This is a genomic window from Nitrincola nitratireducens (genome assembly GCF_000585235.1).
Classification (GTDB): domain Bacteria; phylum Pseudomonadota; class Gammaproteobacteria; order Pseudomonadales; family Balneatricaceae; genus Nitrincola; species Nitrincola alkalisediminis.
Map to the genome: position 1 here is coordinate 1 of NZ_AONB01000011.1, position 14,995 is coordinate 14,995.

The window sequence follows — 14,995 nt, forward strand, 5'->3', positions numbered from 1 at the left end:
GAGCCCCTTAGGTAACGCTTGTAATTTGTTCGCTGCAATTGCATCCAATGCCTGAGAGGGCGAAATAATCAAACTCTCGATGACTTTTAAATCCAGTTGAGTTAAGGCGCGTTGTTGGTCTGGAATCAGCTTAAGTAAATGGTTGACGCGTTCCATATGCTCAATGTCATTTTCAAGGGCATCAATAAATGCGCTATTAAACAAGTGCCCCATAATTTGTGCCATGGAGGGGGAGTGATTTAGCGTTTCGCGCTTCGCCCAGTGTTTGGGGCTTCTGTTGCCACTGACGCCGATCACAAGAATTTTACTGGCCCCAAGGTGCAGAGCGGCGCTGATCGGCGAGCCTTGTCGAATAGCTCCATCACCAAAGTACTCGCGATTAATGTGCACCGCCGGGAAGATGGTCGGTAATGCAGTTGATGCCATTAAGTGATCAAGGCTCAATTGACAGGCAACACCACTGCGACGGCTGCGTTTCCAGTTGCTAAGGCCTGAGTGCCCTTGGAAAAAACTGACCGATTCACCTGAATGGTACCCCATAGCCGTGATGCTAATGGCATCCAGTTTTCCTGACTGAATGGCATCGTTCAAGCGCTCAAAGCGAATATTCTTTTTTAATAAGGTTTTGAGCGGTGTGTTATCAAATAAGGATAAGGGAGCTGTTTCACTAATACCTCCCTTAAACAACGAGCAGCCTAAGTGCATGAGGCCTTTAAAGATGGAAAGAGCATCGGCTTTAAACACATCGTTAGGGGTGAGTTGTGACCATAACTGTTCAAGCTCCTGAACCGCTTCTGCAAAGTTTTCGGTATGAGAGGCAAGCCAAAGTGCATTAATTGCACCAGCTGATGTTCCACATATGATTGGAAAGGGGTTGCTGGTGTTGGGTGGCAGCATTTCAGCCAGTGCTTTTAATACACCAACTTGATAGGCAGCTCGCGCGCCACCGCCTGATAAGATCAATGCAGGCTTCATACCTAAGGCCTTTGGCTGAAGTAAGATATTGATAGTCTAGCATAAATTTTAACGTATAAACGCACTAGCTGTATTCTGTGTAACGCGCGCAGATGTCGAGTTGAGCGGCTTCGATGGCTTTACCGAGTTCGGCACCCTTGAGTCCTTTTGCCATGAACGTCTGTGGTGAAAGTGTTCGAATCTGCTGAAGCAAGCGCTGCAGTGGTTCAAAGTCTTCCCGCTTAATATTGGTGTTCCGACTCAGGTAAAGAGCGATCAACTCAGGCAGGGTGTTGGGTTCTTTGAGCAGCCTCAGTTCTTTGAGTGTGGTCAGTGTTTGTTGAGGGGGTAGCTGCACAAAATCATTGATAAAAGGATAAAAGATGACAAATTGACGAGCAAGATCGCGGTAGCGATTGGGCATTTTGATGCGAAGGCAGAGGTCTTGAACAAACGAGGTGCTTTCTAGCATTTCCTGCTCGGCAATTGCCTGGCATATCAGAGCGAAGCTGAGTTCAGGTGCTGGGCTCATTGTTTTTAGGCGTTGCATAAAGGGAGTTAGGCGCTCTAAATTCAAGCGCGAGAATTCTGAAAAAAGACAATCCAGCGCATTACACTGCTTGAGTATTTCCAAGAAAATCAGAGGGTGTGGACTACACAGTGCCTTTTCAAATTCTTGCGCGACGCGTTCAGCGCTTAAAAAACCGAGTTCACCGCTTTCGCTAATCTCTCGCATGAGGAGCATTGTATCACTGGCAACGTGGAAACCAAGATGGTGAAACTGAGCAGCAAAGCGTGCCACTCTCAGTACACGCAGTGGGTCTTCTGAAAATGCCGATGAAACGTGGCGAAGCACTTTATCCTGTAGATCTCTTTGACCTGAAAAGGGGTCAACGATTTCTCCTGATGCCAGTTGAGCCATGGCATTTATTGTTAGATCTCGACGAGCAAGATCTTCCTCTAGGCTCACATCGGGTGACGCAAAAAAGGTGAACCCAGCATAGCCATGGCCCGATTTACGTTCGGTGCGAGCTAAGGCATATTCTTCGCCTGTCTTTGGATGAATAAACACAGGAAAGTCACGTCCAACAGGACGAAAGCCTTGAGCGATCATATCGGTCTCTGTAGCACCGACGACAACCCAGTCACGATCTTGGCTTTGAATGCCTAAGAGTTGATCACGGACAGCGCCACCGACAAGGCAAATTTGCATCAGGATTCGCAAGCATCGGGGAATAACTGTTTCCAGCCCTCAAAGCCGCCGTCTAAACTATACACGTCGGAAAAGCCTTGTCCGACTAAGTAGTCGGCTGCTGATTGGCTGCTAATGCCGTGATAGCAGCAGACAATCAACGGCTTTTCTCGACTGGCCTGGTCTAAAAACTGTGGCAAATTGTCATTGTTGAGATGAATGGCGGTTGGGATATGGGCGCTGTTGTAACTTTGGATGTCTCGAATGTCGACAAGGTTGGCCCCTTGCTCCATGAGTTCAACAGCGGCTTGCGGTGATAGATGTTTAAATGAGCTCATATGGTTCCTAAGCCTGGTGAGTTTGATAGGCAGAGCAGTCTTGTTGAAAGAAAACATGGTCGTCTAGACGCATGGCTGTTAGCTTATTTCCCCAAACACAGCCAGTATCGAGCGCAACGACGGCAGCGTTATTGACATTGCCCATCAGTGCAGCCCAGTGACCAAAGAGCTGGCGCTGTTCAAGTGGCTGATCTCTAGGGACTTGATACCAAGGTGCGAATCCGGGTGGAGCTGAATCAGGCGTGCCATTGCCGCTAAACTCCAACCGTCCATTTGTCGAAATAAAGCGCATGCGGGTAAAGTAATTCGTGATGAGTCGAAGTCGGGCCCAGCCATCAACATTTTTGCTCCATACATCAGGCTTGTTGCCGTACATATGACGAAAAAATTCAGTGGCATCTTTGCTTCTGAGCACTTGCTCAACTTCCTGAGCATATTTCTTCGCTTTTTCCAGTGACCAAATATGAGGGATACCTGCATGGGTCATGACATAGCCGAGGTGTTCGTTTGAGACGAGCAGAGGCTGTCGGCGTAACCACTCCATCAGTTCGGTGCGATCAGGTGCATTAAGTATCGGTTGCAGTGTTTGGTTGCGCTTATCACGCGTTGCACCAAAGTGAAGAGCCAGTAAATGGAGATCGTGGTTCCCTAGAACACAGGTTGCTTGTGAACCAAGCCCTTTAATGAAACGCAAAACGTCGAGTGATTGGCGTCCACGGTTAACCAGATCACCTGCAAACCATAGGTGATCTTGTTCATTGAAGTTCAATAAATCCAGAAGTTGTCGAAGTTCATCATAACAACCCTGAACATCGCCAATTGCGTACGTTGCCATAGTCTTCCTACTCTTAATATCTGAATCATAACGCAGTTATGGCGTAAAATTCTAATCAAAGTCGTGGGTTTTTGCGTAAACTCAAGTAACTTTTTCAAATCATGAGTAAACGGAGTGTTGATGATGGCTATTGCAACCTTTGCGGCTGGATGTTTTTGGGGTGTTGAACTGACCTTTTCAAAGATACCGGGTGTGCTGTCAACACAGGTTGGTTATATGGGTGGGCATGTTGATTCGCCTTCGTACGAGCAGGTGTGTACAGGCGAAACCTATCATGCTGAGGTGGTTCAGGTAGAATTTGACCCGGAGCAGGTTGCTTACGAGGCCTTGCTTACAACATTTTGGCAGTGTCATAATCCGACGACGAAAAATCGACAGGGGCCTGATGTCGGTACTCAATATCGTTCCGCTATTTTTTACCACGACGAGTCGCAGCGCGTCTTAGCTGAGCAAAGCGACTTGAGCTGAGTAAAAGCGCTGCGTATCCTCAACCTATCGTCACAGACATCTCGCCGGCATCCCATTTTTGGAAAGCGGAAGAGTATCATCAACAGTATTTAAGCAAACGAGGAATGGGGCACTGTGCGTTCTAATGCCGCTTGGCTTGCGATTGCATAGAGTATTTTGATTATTATGAATTTGGTTATTATTGATCCATTAAAAGATGCCGTTACTTCTACGGGGGTGACCCTCCGAGATCGGCGTTTTGTGCATATTCGTGATGTCCATCAGGTTGCGCGAGGCGATTTTCTCAAAGTGGGGTTATTAAATGGGTCTATAGGGTTGGCGAGTGTTGAGCATATTGATCAGGCGTCTGTGTCGCTTAGTTGGACTGAATTGACTCAGCGCTCGCCTTTGCCTTTACCGGTTACCGTAATCTTGGCGCTCCCTCGCCCTAAAATGTTAAAGAGAGTGTTGCAAACGCTCTCCAGCATGGGGGTGAAAGATATTTGGTTGATTCATTCATATCGGGTGGATAAGAGCTACTGGTCCACGCCTATTCTGAATGAAGCGTCCTTGTATGAGCAGATGTTGCTTGGCTTAGAGCAATCTGGCGATACCAATTTACCGACACTTCATATTCGTAAGCGGTTTAAGCCCTTTGTCGAAGATGAGTTGCCAGCAATGGTAGAGGGAAAAAGAGCCTATGTTGCACATCCGTATCAAGCCTTGACCTGTCCAGCTTCTGAGTGGCTGCCAACGGTGTTGGCGATTGGCCAGAAGGAGGGTTTATTCCTTATGAGGTTGAAAAACTCAATGCTGCAGGATTGAGCAGCATTAGTTTAGGCCAGCGTATTCTTAAAGTTGAAACCGCTGTGCCTGTTTTATTGTCACGTTTGTTTCCCGTGATTTGAGTTCAAGGTGACGGCTAAGCATCTTGAATATTGAACTGCGTTATCTTGTTATACAGAGCTGCTCGTGAAATACCGAGTTGCTTTGCCGCTAATACTCGCTTACCTTTGTTTCGGTTAAGCGCTTCACGTATGGCTTGGATTTCCGCTAATTGGACTTGCTCTTTTAAGCTCAATAGGGGCTGAGTTTCGGGTGTTTTGGCGTCTTGTGTGATCAAAGAAGGGGGGATGGGCGCTAGGCGAAATTCCATCAAGGCTTCAATATGATCAGCACAAATTAAAGTGTGCGATTCATTTAAAATGCAAGCGCGCTCTAATAGGTTGTAGAGCTCTCGAACGTTTCCAGGCCAATGATGTAGCTTCAATCTCTCTAAGGCGTCGGTGGCAAGTTCTTTAGTGGACAGATTTAGGCGTATACAACATTCATCTAAAATACGTTCAGCAATAAACTCAATGTCTTCAGGCCGCTCGCGTAGAGGGGGTAAATGAATCGGCATTCCGCTCAGTCGGTAGTAGAGGTCGGCTCTGAATTCGCCGTCTTCAACCATTTTCAGTAAGTTTCGGCTGGTTGCGGCGACAATTCTGACATTTGTTTTTTGAATTTTGTTAGAGCCAATCTTTTCAAACTCCTTTTCTTGCAAGACCCGCAAGAGTTTTGATTGAAGCACCAAGGGCATGTCACCAATTTCATCTAAAAATAAGGTTCCATCTTGAGCGAGTTCCAGCTTTCCAGCACGTCCTTCTTTTTTGGCTCCTGTGAAGGCACCGGGCGCGACACCAAAAAATTCGGCCTCAATTAAGGTGTCGGGAATGGCTGCAACATTGATCGATACAAAAGGGCTTTCGGAGCGGTCGGATAGGTTGTGTAAGGCATGGGCAAAGAGTTCCTTCCCCGTGCCTGTCTCGCCAGTTAAAAGTACGGAGATGTCAAAGCGTGCCGCTTGGCGTACTTGATGTTTGACGTGTTTTAACGCTTCGCTTTGCCCCGCTATTTGTGAGAGTTGGTAGCGCGATGTGCGTTCACTTTGGTAATGGTTTGCATTCCTGACTTCGCTTTGGAGGCGGTTGTATTTGGCCAATAAGGGTTTCATGCTAGATGGGCGGTCAGTGGCGACAAAGCCAAATGCCCCTTCAACCTGGCCTAAATCGTTGTGGAGCGGGATGACGCTTACCAGTACCCATTGGTGTCGAACATAGAGCAAGTCGAGGAAAACGGGTTTACCTGTGGCGATGACTTGAGGCAGGTAACTATTCGGTATGACGTCTGTAATGTGTTGGCCAACTGGCGATGTTTCCAGATGTAAAAAATCGCAGTAGCTTTGGCTAATCCAAGTGAGAATTCCTTTTTGATCCACAGCAATCGTGTGCTCATAAAACGTATCAAAAGAGGTTTGTAAGAAGGATAAAACCTTTGCACGCATAGCGTGAGCATCAAAGCGAATATTTTGCATAATGGATAGCTTGTCTTAATTATTAGACGTTTTTTGTATCAGAAATAAGACATTATGTCTATTTTTTAAGACTCTGAGAGCGAGGTGTTGTATTTGTTTTAGCTAAATCAATGGTTTATAAGGTTGGCATGTTGTGTGCTTAATTGGTTGTTAAAGTACGTAACTGTTTTCAATCTATTTGGTTAAAATAATAATAAGGGTTAACCATGCAAGAACCTCTGTGGGCGCCTACGCCTGAACGAGTCGCTTCGACTCAAATGTCTGATTTTATTGTTAAAGTTAATCAAGCTTTCGGTTTGGATTTGGACGATTACAAGTCACTTTGGCAGTGGAGTACAGATGATTCTGAAAGATTTTGGAATTTTTTCTGGGATTACGCCGGAATTCTATCCAGTCATAAAGGGGGTCGTACCCTCGATAACGGCCACCTTATGCCAGGTGCGACTTGGTTTCCTGAGGCACGCTTAAATTTTGCTGAAAATCTTCTACGCTATCGTGATGATGCGCCAGCCATTGTTTTTTGTGGTGAGGATGGCCGACGCAGCGAGATCTCATATCGTGACCTTTATTCGAAGGTAGCGGCTCTCGCAGCTGGTTTGAAGGCTCAAGGTGTCGTAAAAAACGATATAGTGGCTGGCTTCATGCCCAATATCACAGAAACCTTAATTGCGATGCTGGCAACCACTTCAATAGGGGCTGTTTGGACATCCTGTTCGCCAGACTTTGGTATTAATGGTGTTATTGATCGATTTGGACAGGTTAAACCCAAGGTGTTGTTTACAACCGATGGGTATCTGTACAACGGTAAATCGATTGACAGTCTTGGAAAAATACACGGGATTGTTGAGAGCATTACCTCAATTGAAGCCGTTGTGGTCGTGCCTTTCCTAAGCGCCAATCCTGATCTGTCAGGGGTGCCTAAAGCCATCCGACTGGATGACTTTGTGCTTGATGATGTAAAAACAATAGACTTTGAGCAGGTGGCCTTTAATCATCCGCTCTATGTTATGTACTCATCAGGGACCACAGGTGTTCCCAAGTGTATCCTGCACAGCGTCGGTGGAACCTTGATTCAGCACCTTAAAGAGTTGATCTTACATACTGACCTGCGTAGGGATGACCACTTTTTCTATTACACGACCTGTGGATGGATGATGTGGAATTGGATGGTCAGTGGTTTGGCGACGGGCTGTACGCTGGTCCTGTTCGACGGTTCTCCCTTTGCACCGACGCCTTCCATCCTTTGGCAGATAGCAGAGCAGGAAAAAATCAGTGTCTTTGGTACGAGTGCTAAGTATTTAGCGGCACTGGAAAAAGCCGGCGTGAAACCCCGTAACGATTTTGATTTGTCAGCGCTAAAAGCTGTCCTTTCAACAGGCTCTCCTCTTTCGCACGAAAGCTTTGAGTATGTTTACCGCGATATTAAGCAAGATCTGCAGTTATCTTCCATTTCGGGCGGTACAGATATTGTCTCTTGCTTTGCCTTGGGTTCTCCGATTTTACCAGTCTATGCAGGCGAGTTGCAGTGTCGAGGCTTAGGCATGGCGGTTGATATGTTCGATGACGACGCAAAACCAGTGCGTGGTCAGAAGGGTGAGTTGGTCTGCACGAAGCCATTTCCAAGCATGCCAATTGGTTTTTGGCAAGATCCAGAGCAGCGTCGTTTTCATGATGCCTACTTTGCTCAATTTCCAAACATCTGGGCGCATGGCGACTATGGTGAAGTCACGGAGCGTGGAGGCATCATTATTCACGGTCGTTCGGATGCAGTCTTGAATCCGGGGGGCGTGCGTATAGGCACCGCTGAAATATACCGACAAGTTGAAAAAGTGGATGAGGTTCTTGAAAGCCTTTGTATTGGTCAGCCCTGGAAGGATGATGTGCGAGTGGTGTTGTTTGTTCGCCTAAAGGATGGGGTTGAGCTTGATGACAGTTTAATTAAGCAAATAAAAAATGTGATTCGTTTAAATACCACTCCACGGCATGTCCCGGAAAAAATACTGCAGGTGAGTGATATCCCTAGGACAATTAGTGGGAAAATAGTCGAACTTGCTGTAAGAAAAGTGGTAATGGGAGAGGAAGTTAAGAATAAAGATGCTTTGGCCAATCCAGAGGCATTGGCGCTATTTAAAGATTTAGATGAGTTGAAAAACTAAGCGTTTTAAGTCGGTTTTTTACGGATTTAATTCTTGACAGTATTTTAGAAAACCCAGTAATATATATGTGTAAATTGGTATTACCAATTTACACATATAAAAATAAAAAAGGTTACACATGTCTTATATCAAACGTGCACTCATCACTGGATCAACCAGCGGTATTGGCCTTGCAATTGCCCGTCAGTTGGCGGCAGAAGGGGTTGATATTGTTCTTCACGGTCTCTCATCTGAAGATGAAGGGCAAGTGCTTGTACAAGCATTTCTCGATGAGTTTTCAGTCGGCGTCAGCTACTTCCAAGCGGATATTAGTGATCCAAACCAAATTACCGATCTATTTGATCGCGTTAAAAAAGAAGTGGGCTTTATTTCCATTTTGGTAAACAATGCGGGCATCCAACACACTTCGCCTATCGAAACCTTTCCTGTCGAGCAGTGGGATAAAATTATTGCTGTGAATCTATCCAGTGCGTTTCATACGACTCAGCAAGTGCTCCCGTTTATGGTTGAGCAAGGCTGGGGACGGATTATTAATATTGCTTCGGTTCATGGTTTGGTTGCGTCAGTTAACAAAGCAGCCTACTGCGCGGCCAAACATGGATTGATTGGTCTTACCAAAGTTACCGCTTTGGAGTTGGCTGCAAAGCAGGTGACGGTCAATGCGATTTGCCCTGGTTGGACCGACACGCCCTTGCTGGTTCAGCAATTTAAAGCATTTAGCCAAAAGAACAACACCAGTTATGAAGAGGCTAAGCAAGGCTTAATTAAAGAAAAAGCACCTTACCCTGATTTTGTAGCACCCGATGATATCGGGCGTTTAGTGGTGTTTTTATGTTCTGATGCGGCAAAAGCAATAACAGGTACATCTTTACCTATTGATGGAGGTTGGACAGCACATTAAAAACTTGCAGTTTGGAAAATAAAAGCTAGATATATAATAGTATTGATGCTTTGACGAAGTTTGAAATATTTCAAACCAGATAATCCTATATTAATAAAACTAAAAAACGGGTATTTGCATTATGAAAAAGTCTCTTATGGCGGTTGCTGTTGCAACAACGTTATTCACTTCTACTGTCACTTTTGCTGATTTTGATCGTGTTCGTTGGCAAGTTCCAATGGGGTTCCCTTCTACCCTGACAGCACTTGGCGACACTATGCCTGCTGTTTCTAAAATGATATCCGATATGAGTGGCGGTCGCGTCACACTGCAAACTTTTGAACCCGGTGCTTTGATTCCAGCATTGGGTGTGTTTGAAAACGTAAGCAATGGCAATATTCCGGCGGGTTACTCATGGATGGGGTACGAGTGGGGACAGCTTCCTGTGTCGGCGCTGTTTGGCGCGACGCCCTTTGGTTTAGAGTCTCAAGAGTTTCTTGCCTGGATGTATTTTCATGGTGGCGATGAGTTGTTAAAAGAGGCCTTTGCTCCGCATAATGTGTACCCCATTCTGTGTGGAACCATCAGTCCGGAAGCCGCAGGCTGGTTCCGTCAGGAAATGGACTCTCTTGATAAGTTCAAAGGACTTAAGTTCCGTGCCGCAGGTGTCGGTGGTGAAATCATGGCTGAGTTTGGTATGTCTGTGACACTCTTGCCAGGTGGCGAGTTGTATCAAGCGCTGGAAACAGGGGTGCTTGATGGAACTGAGTTCTCACTGCCAACCGTAGATGAGCAGTTAGGCTTTTATCAGGTGGCCAAGCACTATTACTTGCCGGGTTGGCATCAGCCATCAACCAATCAGTTCCTCTATGTAAATACAGGTGAATGGTCTAAATTGAATGATCAAACCAAGGCACTGATCGAAAACGCGTGTATGGCAGGCAATGCCTTAGCCCTTGCAAAAGCAGAAGCGCTTCAAGGTGCGGTGCTTAAGACCTTCGAAGAACGTGGCGTGCAGCTGCATCAGTACGATGAAGAAATATTGAAAGCCTTCCAAGAGGCAACTGATAAAGTCATGGCGCGTCGCTCAGAAACAGACCCTATGTTTGCTAAAGTCTACAGCTCAATGAAAGCCTTCCAAAAAGAGCATAGCACTTGGAAACATTTGGGTTACCTACCACGTGATTGGGGTATTGAAAAAGACTAATTTCTATTTTCCTTTGACGTAAAAGGTTGATATTCACATGGCTGAATATAATGTTGATCTTGAAAAAGTCGAGGAGGCGGTCGCTCATCGAGCGGCCGTTCAATACCCTCGGACTCTGGTTTCAGACATTCTCGAATCCATAGTTGAGTTTTTTGGACGTTTCTCTTCCCTAATCTGGGTTTTTCTTATGATCTTGGTGGTAGCAAATGTTGTACTTCGCTACTTACTCGGGACAAACTACATTGCACTTGAAGAGTTGCAATGGCACTTATTTGCGGTCGGATTTATGGTGGCATTGTCCTACTGTATTCTGCATGATGGGCATGTTCGAGTGGATGTGTTGGCTGAACACCTCTCACCTAAGACACGAGCAGTGATAGAGATCCTTGGAATCTCTATATTGTTGCTACCCTTTTGCTACCTGATTCTGACATATGCCTATCCGTTTGTAGAACGCTCATACCGAATCAATGAGGTATCAGCGGCCCCTGGTGGACTGCCCATGAGATGGATTATTAAATCGGTCATCTTGCTGGCGTTTGGTCTTATGTTTATGGCGGGGTTAGCGCGCTTAATTCGAGCTTTTTCTTTTCTGACAGGCTTTCCTAAAGCCAGAGTTACTCATAAGTGATTCGTCATGTAATGGGCGTTGCGCGCCTAAGCGCTTCTATGTTGCTGTATAGGGGATTTTTCCGTGTTTGAAGCGAATGAAATTATCGTCATTGCAATGCTTTGCAGTTTCATCCTACTGATATTTACAGGATACCCGGTTGCTTGGATATTGGCTGGTATCTCTGTTTTATTCAGCGTTGGCTCAATTTTAGCTGCCCAATATTGGGATGTGGACACCTACTTCCTGACCGATTGGCGTATTTTTGGGGTAATGGTTCAACGTATTTATGGGCAAATGACGAACTGGGTGCTGGTGGCCCTCCCCATGTTTATCTTTATGGGTTTGATGCTTGAGCGTTCAGGCGTTGCAGAAAAACTCATGAAAAACTTCGTCAATCTGTTTGGCCGTTTCCGAGGCGGCTTGGGCGTTGCTGTGATCAGCATTGGCATCCTGCTTGCTGCGTCTACTGGAATCGTTGGCGCCTCGGTTGTGCTCTTAGCCATGCTGTCGATTCCTGTGATGTTAGAACAAAAATACTCGCCAGCATTTGCCAGCGGTATTGTCGCGTCGGCTGGCACACTCGGAATTTTGATTCCACCCAGTATCATGCTAATTATTATGGCTGATCAGTTATCATTGCCCGTTGGTGATTTGTTCATGGGGGCATTAATTCCGGGTGTGATGCTAGGTCTTATGTACATTGCATATGTGGTGATAGCATCGATTTTTGTTCCATCACTGTCAAAACCACGTGATGATTTGCCACCTATTACGGCTAAGATGATCATTGATACCTTGCTGGCTGTGGTACCTTCGCTTGGCTTAATTCTTGCGGTTTTGGGTTCAATTTTCTTGGGTATTGCAACGCCTACAGAAGCGGCGGGCGTTGGCGCGCTTGGCGCAACTATATTGGCAGCGATGAATGGGCGTTTAACCCTTGCGGTTCTAAAAGATGTCAGTATTAAAACCAGTTTAACGACGGCTTTCGTCTTTGGGATTTTCTTAGGGGCGACCGCCTTTGCTGTTGTCATGCGTTCACTGGGCGGCGACGAATTTATAGGTGGTTTACTTAAAGCCATTCCGCTGTCGCCTGAAGGAATAGTGGTTGTGATCTTACTGATTGCATTTGTAGCAGGCTTCTTCTTAGATTGGTTGGAAATCAGCTTGATCTTACTGCCATTGGTGGGTCCCGTTGTGGCGGCATTAGGTTTTGATCTGACTTGGTTCGTCGTGTTGTTTGCGTTGGCGTTACAAACGTCCTTCTTAACACCACCGGTGGGCTTCTCACTCTTCTACTTAAAAGGCGTTGTGCCGCCCAGTATCAAAACAACGGATATCTATAAAGGCGTCATTCCTTTTATCTTGATTCAGTTGTTAGCCGTTGCGTTGGTCTTTTATTGGAAGGATCTAGTGCTCTGGTTGCCTGGAGTTCGATATGGTTAGGTGCTGTTTGATTGCTTCAACGTAATCTTGCTCTCTAAGGCTCACATTAGTTGAGCCTTATTTTTTTAGAATTGCAGTAAATAATTGATACAAAATAATTCTTTTGGCATTAACGAAAAATCAGCTTGGATAAATCTCCAAGAGCATGCTAACTTTAGTCGTATATGAACAGTGTTTGAAACATTGTTTCTATCTAATTTAGTGATGCGTTGATAGGAAAGGCCGATGAGTATAAGAACTAAGCTCTTGTTAATCATGCTCGGGGTTTCTTTGTTTGCCTCGTTAGCGGCCAGCTTAATGATTGGCTTTTCGAGTTTGCGTGCGGGTGAGAGCTTATTGGTTGAGCAGGCAGAACTGAAACTTGCATTTATCAATGATACCCAAACGCAGCGTTTGACGGGGTATCTTGATACCTTGAGTCAGCAAGTGGCAGGGTATGCGTCAGGTGTACAGGCAAAAAGAGCCTTGCCTGCTTTAGCTTCAGCTTATCGCGGCTATCGCCTCAACGCAGTGGTGCGTAGCAGAGAAGAAATACTGGATGAGCAAAATGCCTTACGAGCGTATTTAGAATCAGGTTTTTTGGCAAATTTACAACGTAATATGGGGCAAAGTCTTTTTGATGCCCATAACTATGTTCAATCTCTAGACAAGCCGCAACTCATTCTTCAGTATTATTATCTTGTTGAGTCAGGCACAAAGTGGGATGAGGTTGAGCAGGTATTTGAACCCGCTGACCGCTCACGTTATACCTTAGCTCACCGAGAGTTTCATCCGGAGCTGTTAGATTTTGCAAATTTTTATGGATATGAAGATGTGTATTATCTAAACCCTGAAGGTGAAATTGTCTATTCACTTAAAAAGTTACCTGACTTTACCCTAGATGTTAACCACGAAATGATTGTGTTATCGGGGTTGAGTGATGTGTTTAGGCAAGCTATTCAGGTTCCGGTTGGCGGTCGTCCTATCTTTTCTGACTTTTATTCTTATATTCCTGCAGGTGGAATGCCATCGGCTTTTATTGGAATGCCCGTGTACGATGTTCAAGATGGCCAAGCCAATCTGCTAGGTGTATTCGCTGTAAGATTAGGGACAGGTTCATTGGATGAAATTCTATCGAATAAAGGCAATCGTGTTGGGCAGGGGTTAGGGGCGACAGGAGATACGTATCTCTTAAATCAAAACCAGTACTTATTGTCGAGCAAGCGTGAGTTTGATGAGAATCCAAGCCCATTTCTAGCAAACCTGTCATCGGAGCAAAGCCCTCAGGCAGCGTTAATCCCAATCCGAAATCAACTTGCAACCTTAGTGCGTTTTGAAAGTCAGGCGATTACCCGCGCGGTATCTGGAAACGAGGGGGTCGAGCATTATATTAACCCAATCGGCGCAGAGGTGATTGGAAGCTATCGAACTGTCCCCGCACAGGGTGTCGAGTGGATTATCGTCACTGAGATGGAAAAAGATGAAGCTTTGCAAATGGTCGGTACATTGCGTCAGCAAATTACGCAATCGGTCATTTTCGTAACGCTTGCTGTTTTAGTAATCGCGCTCATTCTTGCTCTCCTGGCTGCACGTTTATTTAGCCGTCCTGTAAGCGTGTTGCATAGCAGTCTTCTTAAAATCCAGTCAACCCGTGATTTAACTCATAAGAGCCCATTAAAAGGTCAAGATGAATATGGAGAAATATCAGGGGCCTTAAATCAATTGATGGATGAAATTGCTCAGTCAGTGACCCTCAGTCGTCAGGCCAGTGAAACGCTTGGTCAAGTTTCGGTTAAGTTAAGCCTTGGCTCAGAAGAAACGTTCAATCAGCTGCATTTACAGAATGAACGTAATCAGCAAGCGGAACAGTTGGTTCAGGGCATGGTACAGAGTGCAGTGTCCGTGAATCAGCAAGCACATCAAGCCAGTGAGTTGACGCGTTTGGCGAGTACAACCATTGATCAAAGTGCCTCAACGGTTCAATTGGTGATATCCGATGTACATCAAGCGGCTCAAGGGGTTGCTGAAGCGACTCAATCCATTTCAAATCTGGTCTTGGATTTTGATCAAATACGCCATGTATTAGAGGTCATTACTCAGTTGGCGGAGCAAACGAATCTTTTGGCGTTGAATGCTGCGATAGAAGCGGCAAGAGCGGGAGATCAGGGTAGAGGCTTTGCGGTGGTGGCAGATGAAGTGCGTAACTTGGCTCAACGCTCCAAAAACTCAGCCGCCGAAATACATGTCATCATTAATAAGCTTTTAAATAATGCAGAAAGCACTAAAAATCTGATGACGAAAGAGCATGATCGCTTTGACGTGCTGCAAGTAACGGCAAAAGATGCGCAGAGTGCGCTGCAAACCATCCAGAGCTCTTTGCAAGATATTGTCCGTGCGAACATGGACATCGTCGCGATTTCAGATCAGCAAAGTCAAATGACAGATGAGTTGGTTGGTGTATTATCGGATAGTTTTGAGAGTTCACGCGTATCGATGGACAAAGCGGGCGAAACCGCTAAGTCCAGTGAGGAGTTGAGCGTGGTGTCGTCGGAATTGAATACCAGTGTTAACCGTTGGAAAGTACGTTAGGGTAGA

The 14,995-nt window shown here is 45.7% G+C and carries 15 protein-coding genes; 10 read left to right on the forward strand and 5 right to left on the reverse strand.

From position 1 onward, the window contains the following. The 4 genes from D791_RS10405 to D791_RS10420 form a co-directional block, all read right to left on the reverse strand. Window positions 1-975 (reverse strand): patatin-like phospholipase family protein (locus D791_RS10405; RefSeq protein WP_036511285.1); only part of this gene is annotated, 975 nt, incomplete at its 3' end. 64 nt (window positions 976-1,039) lie between these two features. Beyond that, the gene (locus D791_RS10410) at window positions 1,040-2,167 is read right to left on the reverse strand and encodes a tRNA nucleotidyltransferase/poly(A) polymerase-related protein (protein WP_036511288.1); all 1,128 of its coding nucleotides are present in this window, start codon (window positions 2,165-2,167) and stop codon (window positions 1,040-1,042) included. Further along, the gene (gene glpE / locus D791_RS10415; protein WP_036511291.1) at window positions 2,167-2,484 is read right to left on the reverse strand and encodes a thiosulfate sulfurtransferase GlpE; all 318 of its coding nucleotides are present in this window, start codon (window positions 2,482-2,484) and stop codon (window positions 2,167-2,169) included. The genes D791_RS10410 and glpE overlap by 1 nt, the downstream gene beginning before the upstream one ends. A 7-nt stretch (window positions 2,485-2,491) precedes the next feature. After that, the gene (locus D791_RS10420; RefSeq protein WP_036511294.1) at window positions 2,492-3,319 is read right to left on the reverse strand and encodes a symmetrical bis(5'-nucleosyl)-tetraphosphatase; all 828 of its coding nucleotides are present in this window, start codon (window positions 3,317-3,319) and stop codon (window positions 2,492-2,494) included. Window positions 3,320-3,439: 120 nt separating this feature from the next. On the opposite strand from D791_RS10420, the gene msrA reads away from it, so the two are divergent. Genes msrA through D791_RS21445 form a run of 4 tightly spaced genes read left to right on the forward strand, consistent with a single transcriptional unit; the run spans window position 3,440 to window position 4,674 of the window. Continuing rightward, window positions 3,440-3,787, forward strand: a complete 348-nt coding sequence (gene msrA / locus D791_RS10425) for a peptide-methionine (S)-S-oxide reductase MsrA (protein WP_272944833.1) — start codon at window positions 3,440-3,442, stop codon at window positions 3,785-3,787. A gap of 38 nt (window positions 3,788-3,825) precedes the next feature. Continuing rightward, a complete protein-coding gene (locus tag D791_RS21440) occupies window positions 3,826-3,912 on the forward strand; it encodes a peptide-methionine (S)-S-oxide reductase (protein ID WP_272944836.1) in 87 nt (28 codons plus the stop codon). A gap of 40 nt (window positions 3,913-3,952) precedes the next feature. Beyond that, window positions 3,953-4,591 carry an RsmE family RNA methyltransferase gene (locus D791_RS10430; protein ID WP_272944834.1) on the forward strand — a complete coding sequence of 213 codons (639 nt, stop codon included), beginning with the start codon at window positions 3,953-3,955 and terminating at the stop codon, window positions 4,589-4,591. After that, the gene (locus tag D791_RS21445; RefSeq protein WP_272944837.1) at window positions 4,588-4,674 is read left to right on the forward strand and encodes a hypothetical protein; all 87 of its coding nucleotides are present in this window, start codon (window positions 4,588-4,590) and stop codon (window positions 4,672-4,674) included. Before D791_RS10430 ends, D791_RS21445 begins: the two co-directional genes overlap by 4 nt. 14 nt (window positions 4,675-4,688) lie before the next feature. Here the strand turns inward: D791_RS21445 and D791_RS10435 are convergent, their stop codons facing one another. Further along, complete coding sequence (locus D791_RS10435) at window positions 4,689-6,122, reverse strand: sigma-54 interaction domain-containing protein (RefSeq protein ID WP_051514421.1); 1,434 nt, start codon at window positions 6,120-6,122, stop codon at window positions 4,689-4,691. A gap of 206 nt (window positions 6,123-6,328) precedes the next feature. Between D791_RS10435 and D791_RS10440 the strand changes: the two genes are divergently transcribed. From D791_RS10440 to D791_RS10465, 6 genes are all read left to right on the forward strand, one after another. Further along, on the forward strand, window positions 6,329-8,278 hold the full coding sequence (locus D791_RS10440; protein WP_036511297.1) for an acetoacetate--CoA ligase: 1,950 nt from the start codon (window positions 6,329-6,331) through the stop codon (window positions 8,276-8,278). Window positions 8,279-8,396: 118 nt separating this feature from the next. Then, window positions 8,397-9,179, forward strand: a complete 783-nt coding sequence (locus D791_RS10445) for a 3-hydroxybutyrate dehydrogenase (RefSeq protein WP_036511300.1) — start codon at window positions 8,397-8,399, stop codon at window positions 9,177-9,179. 121 nt (window positions 9,180-9,300) lie between these two features. Continuing rightward, window positions 9,301-10,365: a TRAP transporter substrate-binding protein gene (locus D791_RS10450; protein ID WP_036511303.1), complete on the forward strand. Its 1,065-nt coding sequence runs from the start codon at window positions 9,301-9,303 to the stop codon at window positions 10,363-10,365. 37 nt (window positions 10,366-10,402) lie between these two features. Next, a complete protein-coding gene (locus D791_RS10455) occupies window positions 10,403-10,996 on the forward strand; it encodes a TRAP transporter small permease subunit (protein WP_036511306.1) in 594 nt (197 codons plus the stop codon). 63 nt (window positions 10,997-11,059) lie between these two features. Then, complete coding sequence (locus tag D791_RS10460) at window positions 11,060-12,421, forward strand: TRAP transporter large permease (protein WP_237748599.1); 1,362 nt, start codon at window positions 11,060-11,062, stop codon at window positions 12,419-12,421. A gap of 225 nt (window positions 12,422-12,646) precedes the next feature. Next, a complete protein-coding gene (locus D791_RS10465; RefSeq protein WP_036511309.1) occupies window positions 12,647-14,989 on the forward strand; it encodes a methyl-accepting chemotaxis protein in 2,343 nt (780 codons plus the stop codon). Window positions 14,990-14,995 lie beyond the last annotated feature (6 nt).

Coding starts and splice junctions, on each gene's coding strand:
- D791_RS10410 (WP_036511288.1), bottom strand. CDS start 2,167: ATGCAAATTTGCCTTGTCGGTGGCGCTGTCCGTGATCAACTCTTAGGC.
- glpE (WP_036511291.1), bottom strand. CDS start 2,484: ATGAGCTCATTTAAACATCTATCACCGCAAGCCGCTGTTGAACTCATG.
- D791_RS10420 (WP_036511294.1), bottom strand. CDS start 3,319: ATGGCAACGTACGCAATTGGCGATGTTCAGGGTTGTTATGATGAACTT.
- msrA (WP_272944833.1), top strand. CDS start 3,440: ATGATGGCTATTGCAACCTTTGCGGCTGGATGTTTTTGGGGTGTTGAA.
- D791_RS10430 (WP_272944834.1), top strand. CDS start 3,953: ATGAATTTGGTTATTATTGATCCATTAAAAGATGCCGTTACTTCTACG.
- D791_RS10435 (WP_051514421.1), bottom strand. CDS start 6,122: ATGCAAAATATTCGCTTTGATGCTCACGCTATGCGTGCAAAGGTTTTA.
- D791_RS10440 (WP_036511297.1), top strand. CDS start 6,329: ATGCAAGAACCTCTGTGGGCGCCTACGCCTGAACGAGTCGCTTCGACT.
- D791_RS10445 (WP_036511300.1), top strand. CDS start 8,397: ATGTCTTATATCAAACGTGCACTCATCACTGGATCAACCAGCGGTATT.
- D791_RS10450 (WP_036511303.1), top strand. CDS start 9,301: ATGAAAAAGTCTCTTATGGCGGTTGCTGTTGCAACAACGTTATTCACT.
- D791_RS10455 (WP_036511306.1), top strand. CDS start 10,403: ATGGCTGAATATAATGTTGATCTTGAAAAAGTCGAGGAGGCGGTCGCT.
- D791_RS10465 (WP_036511309.1), top strand. CDS start 12,647: ATGAGTATAAGAACTAAGCTCTTGTTAATCATGCTCGGGGTTTCTTTG.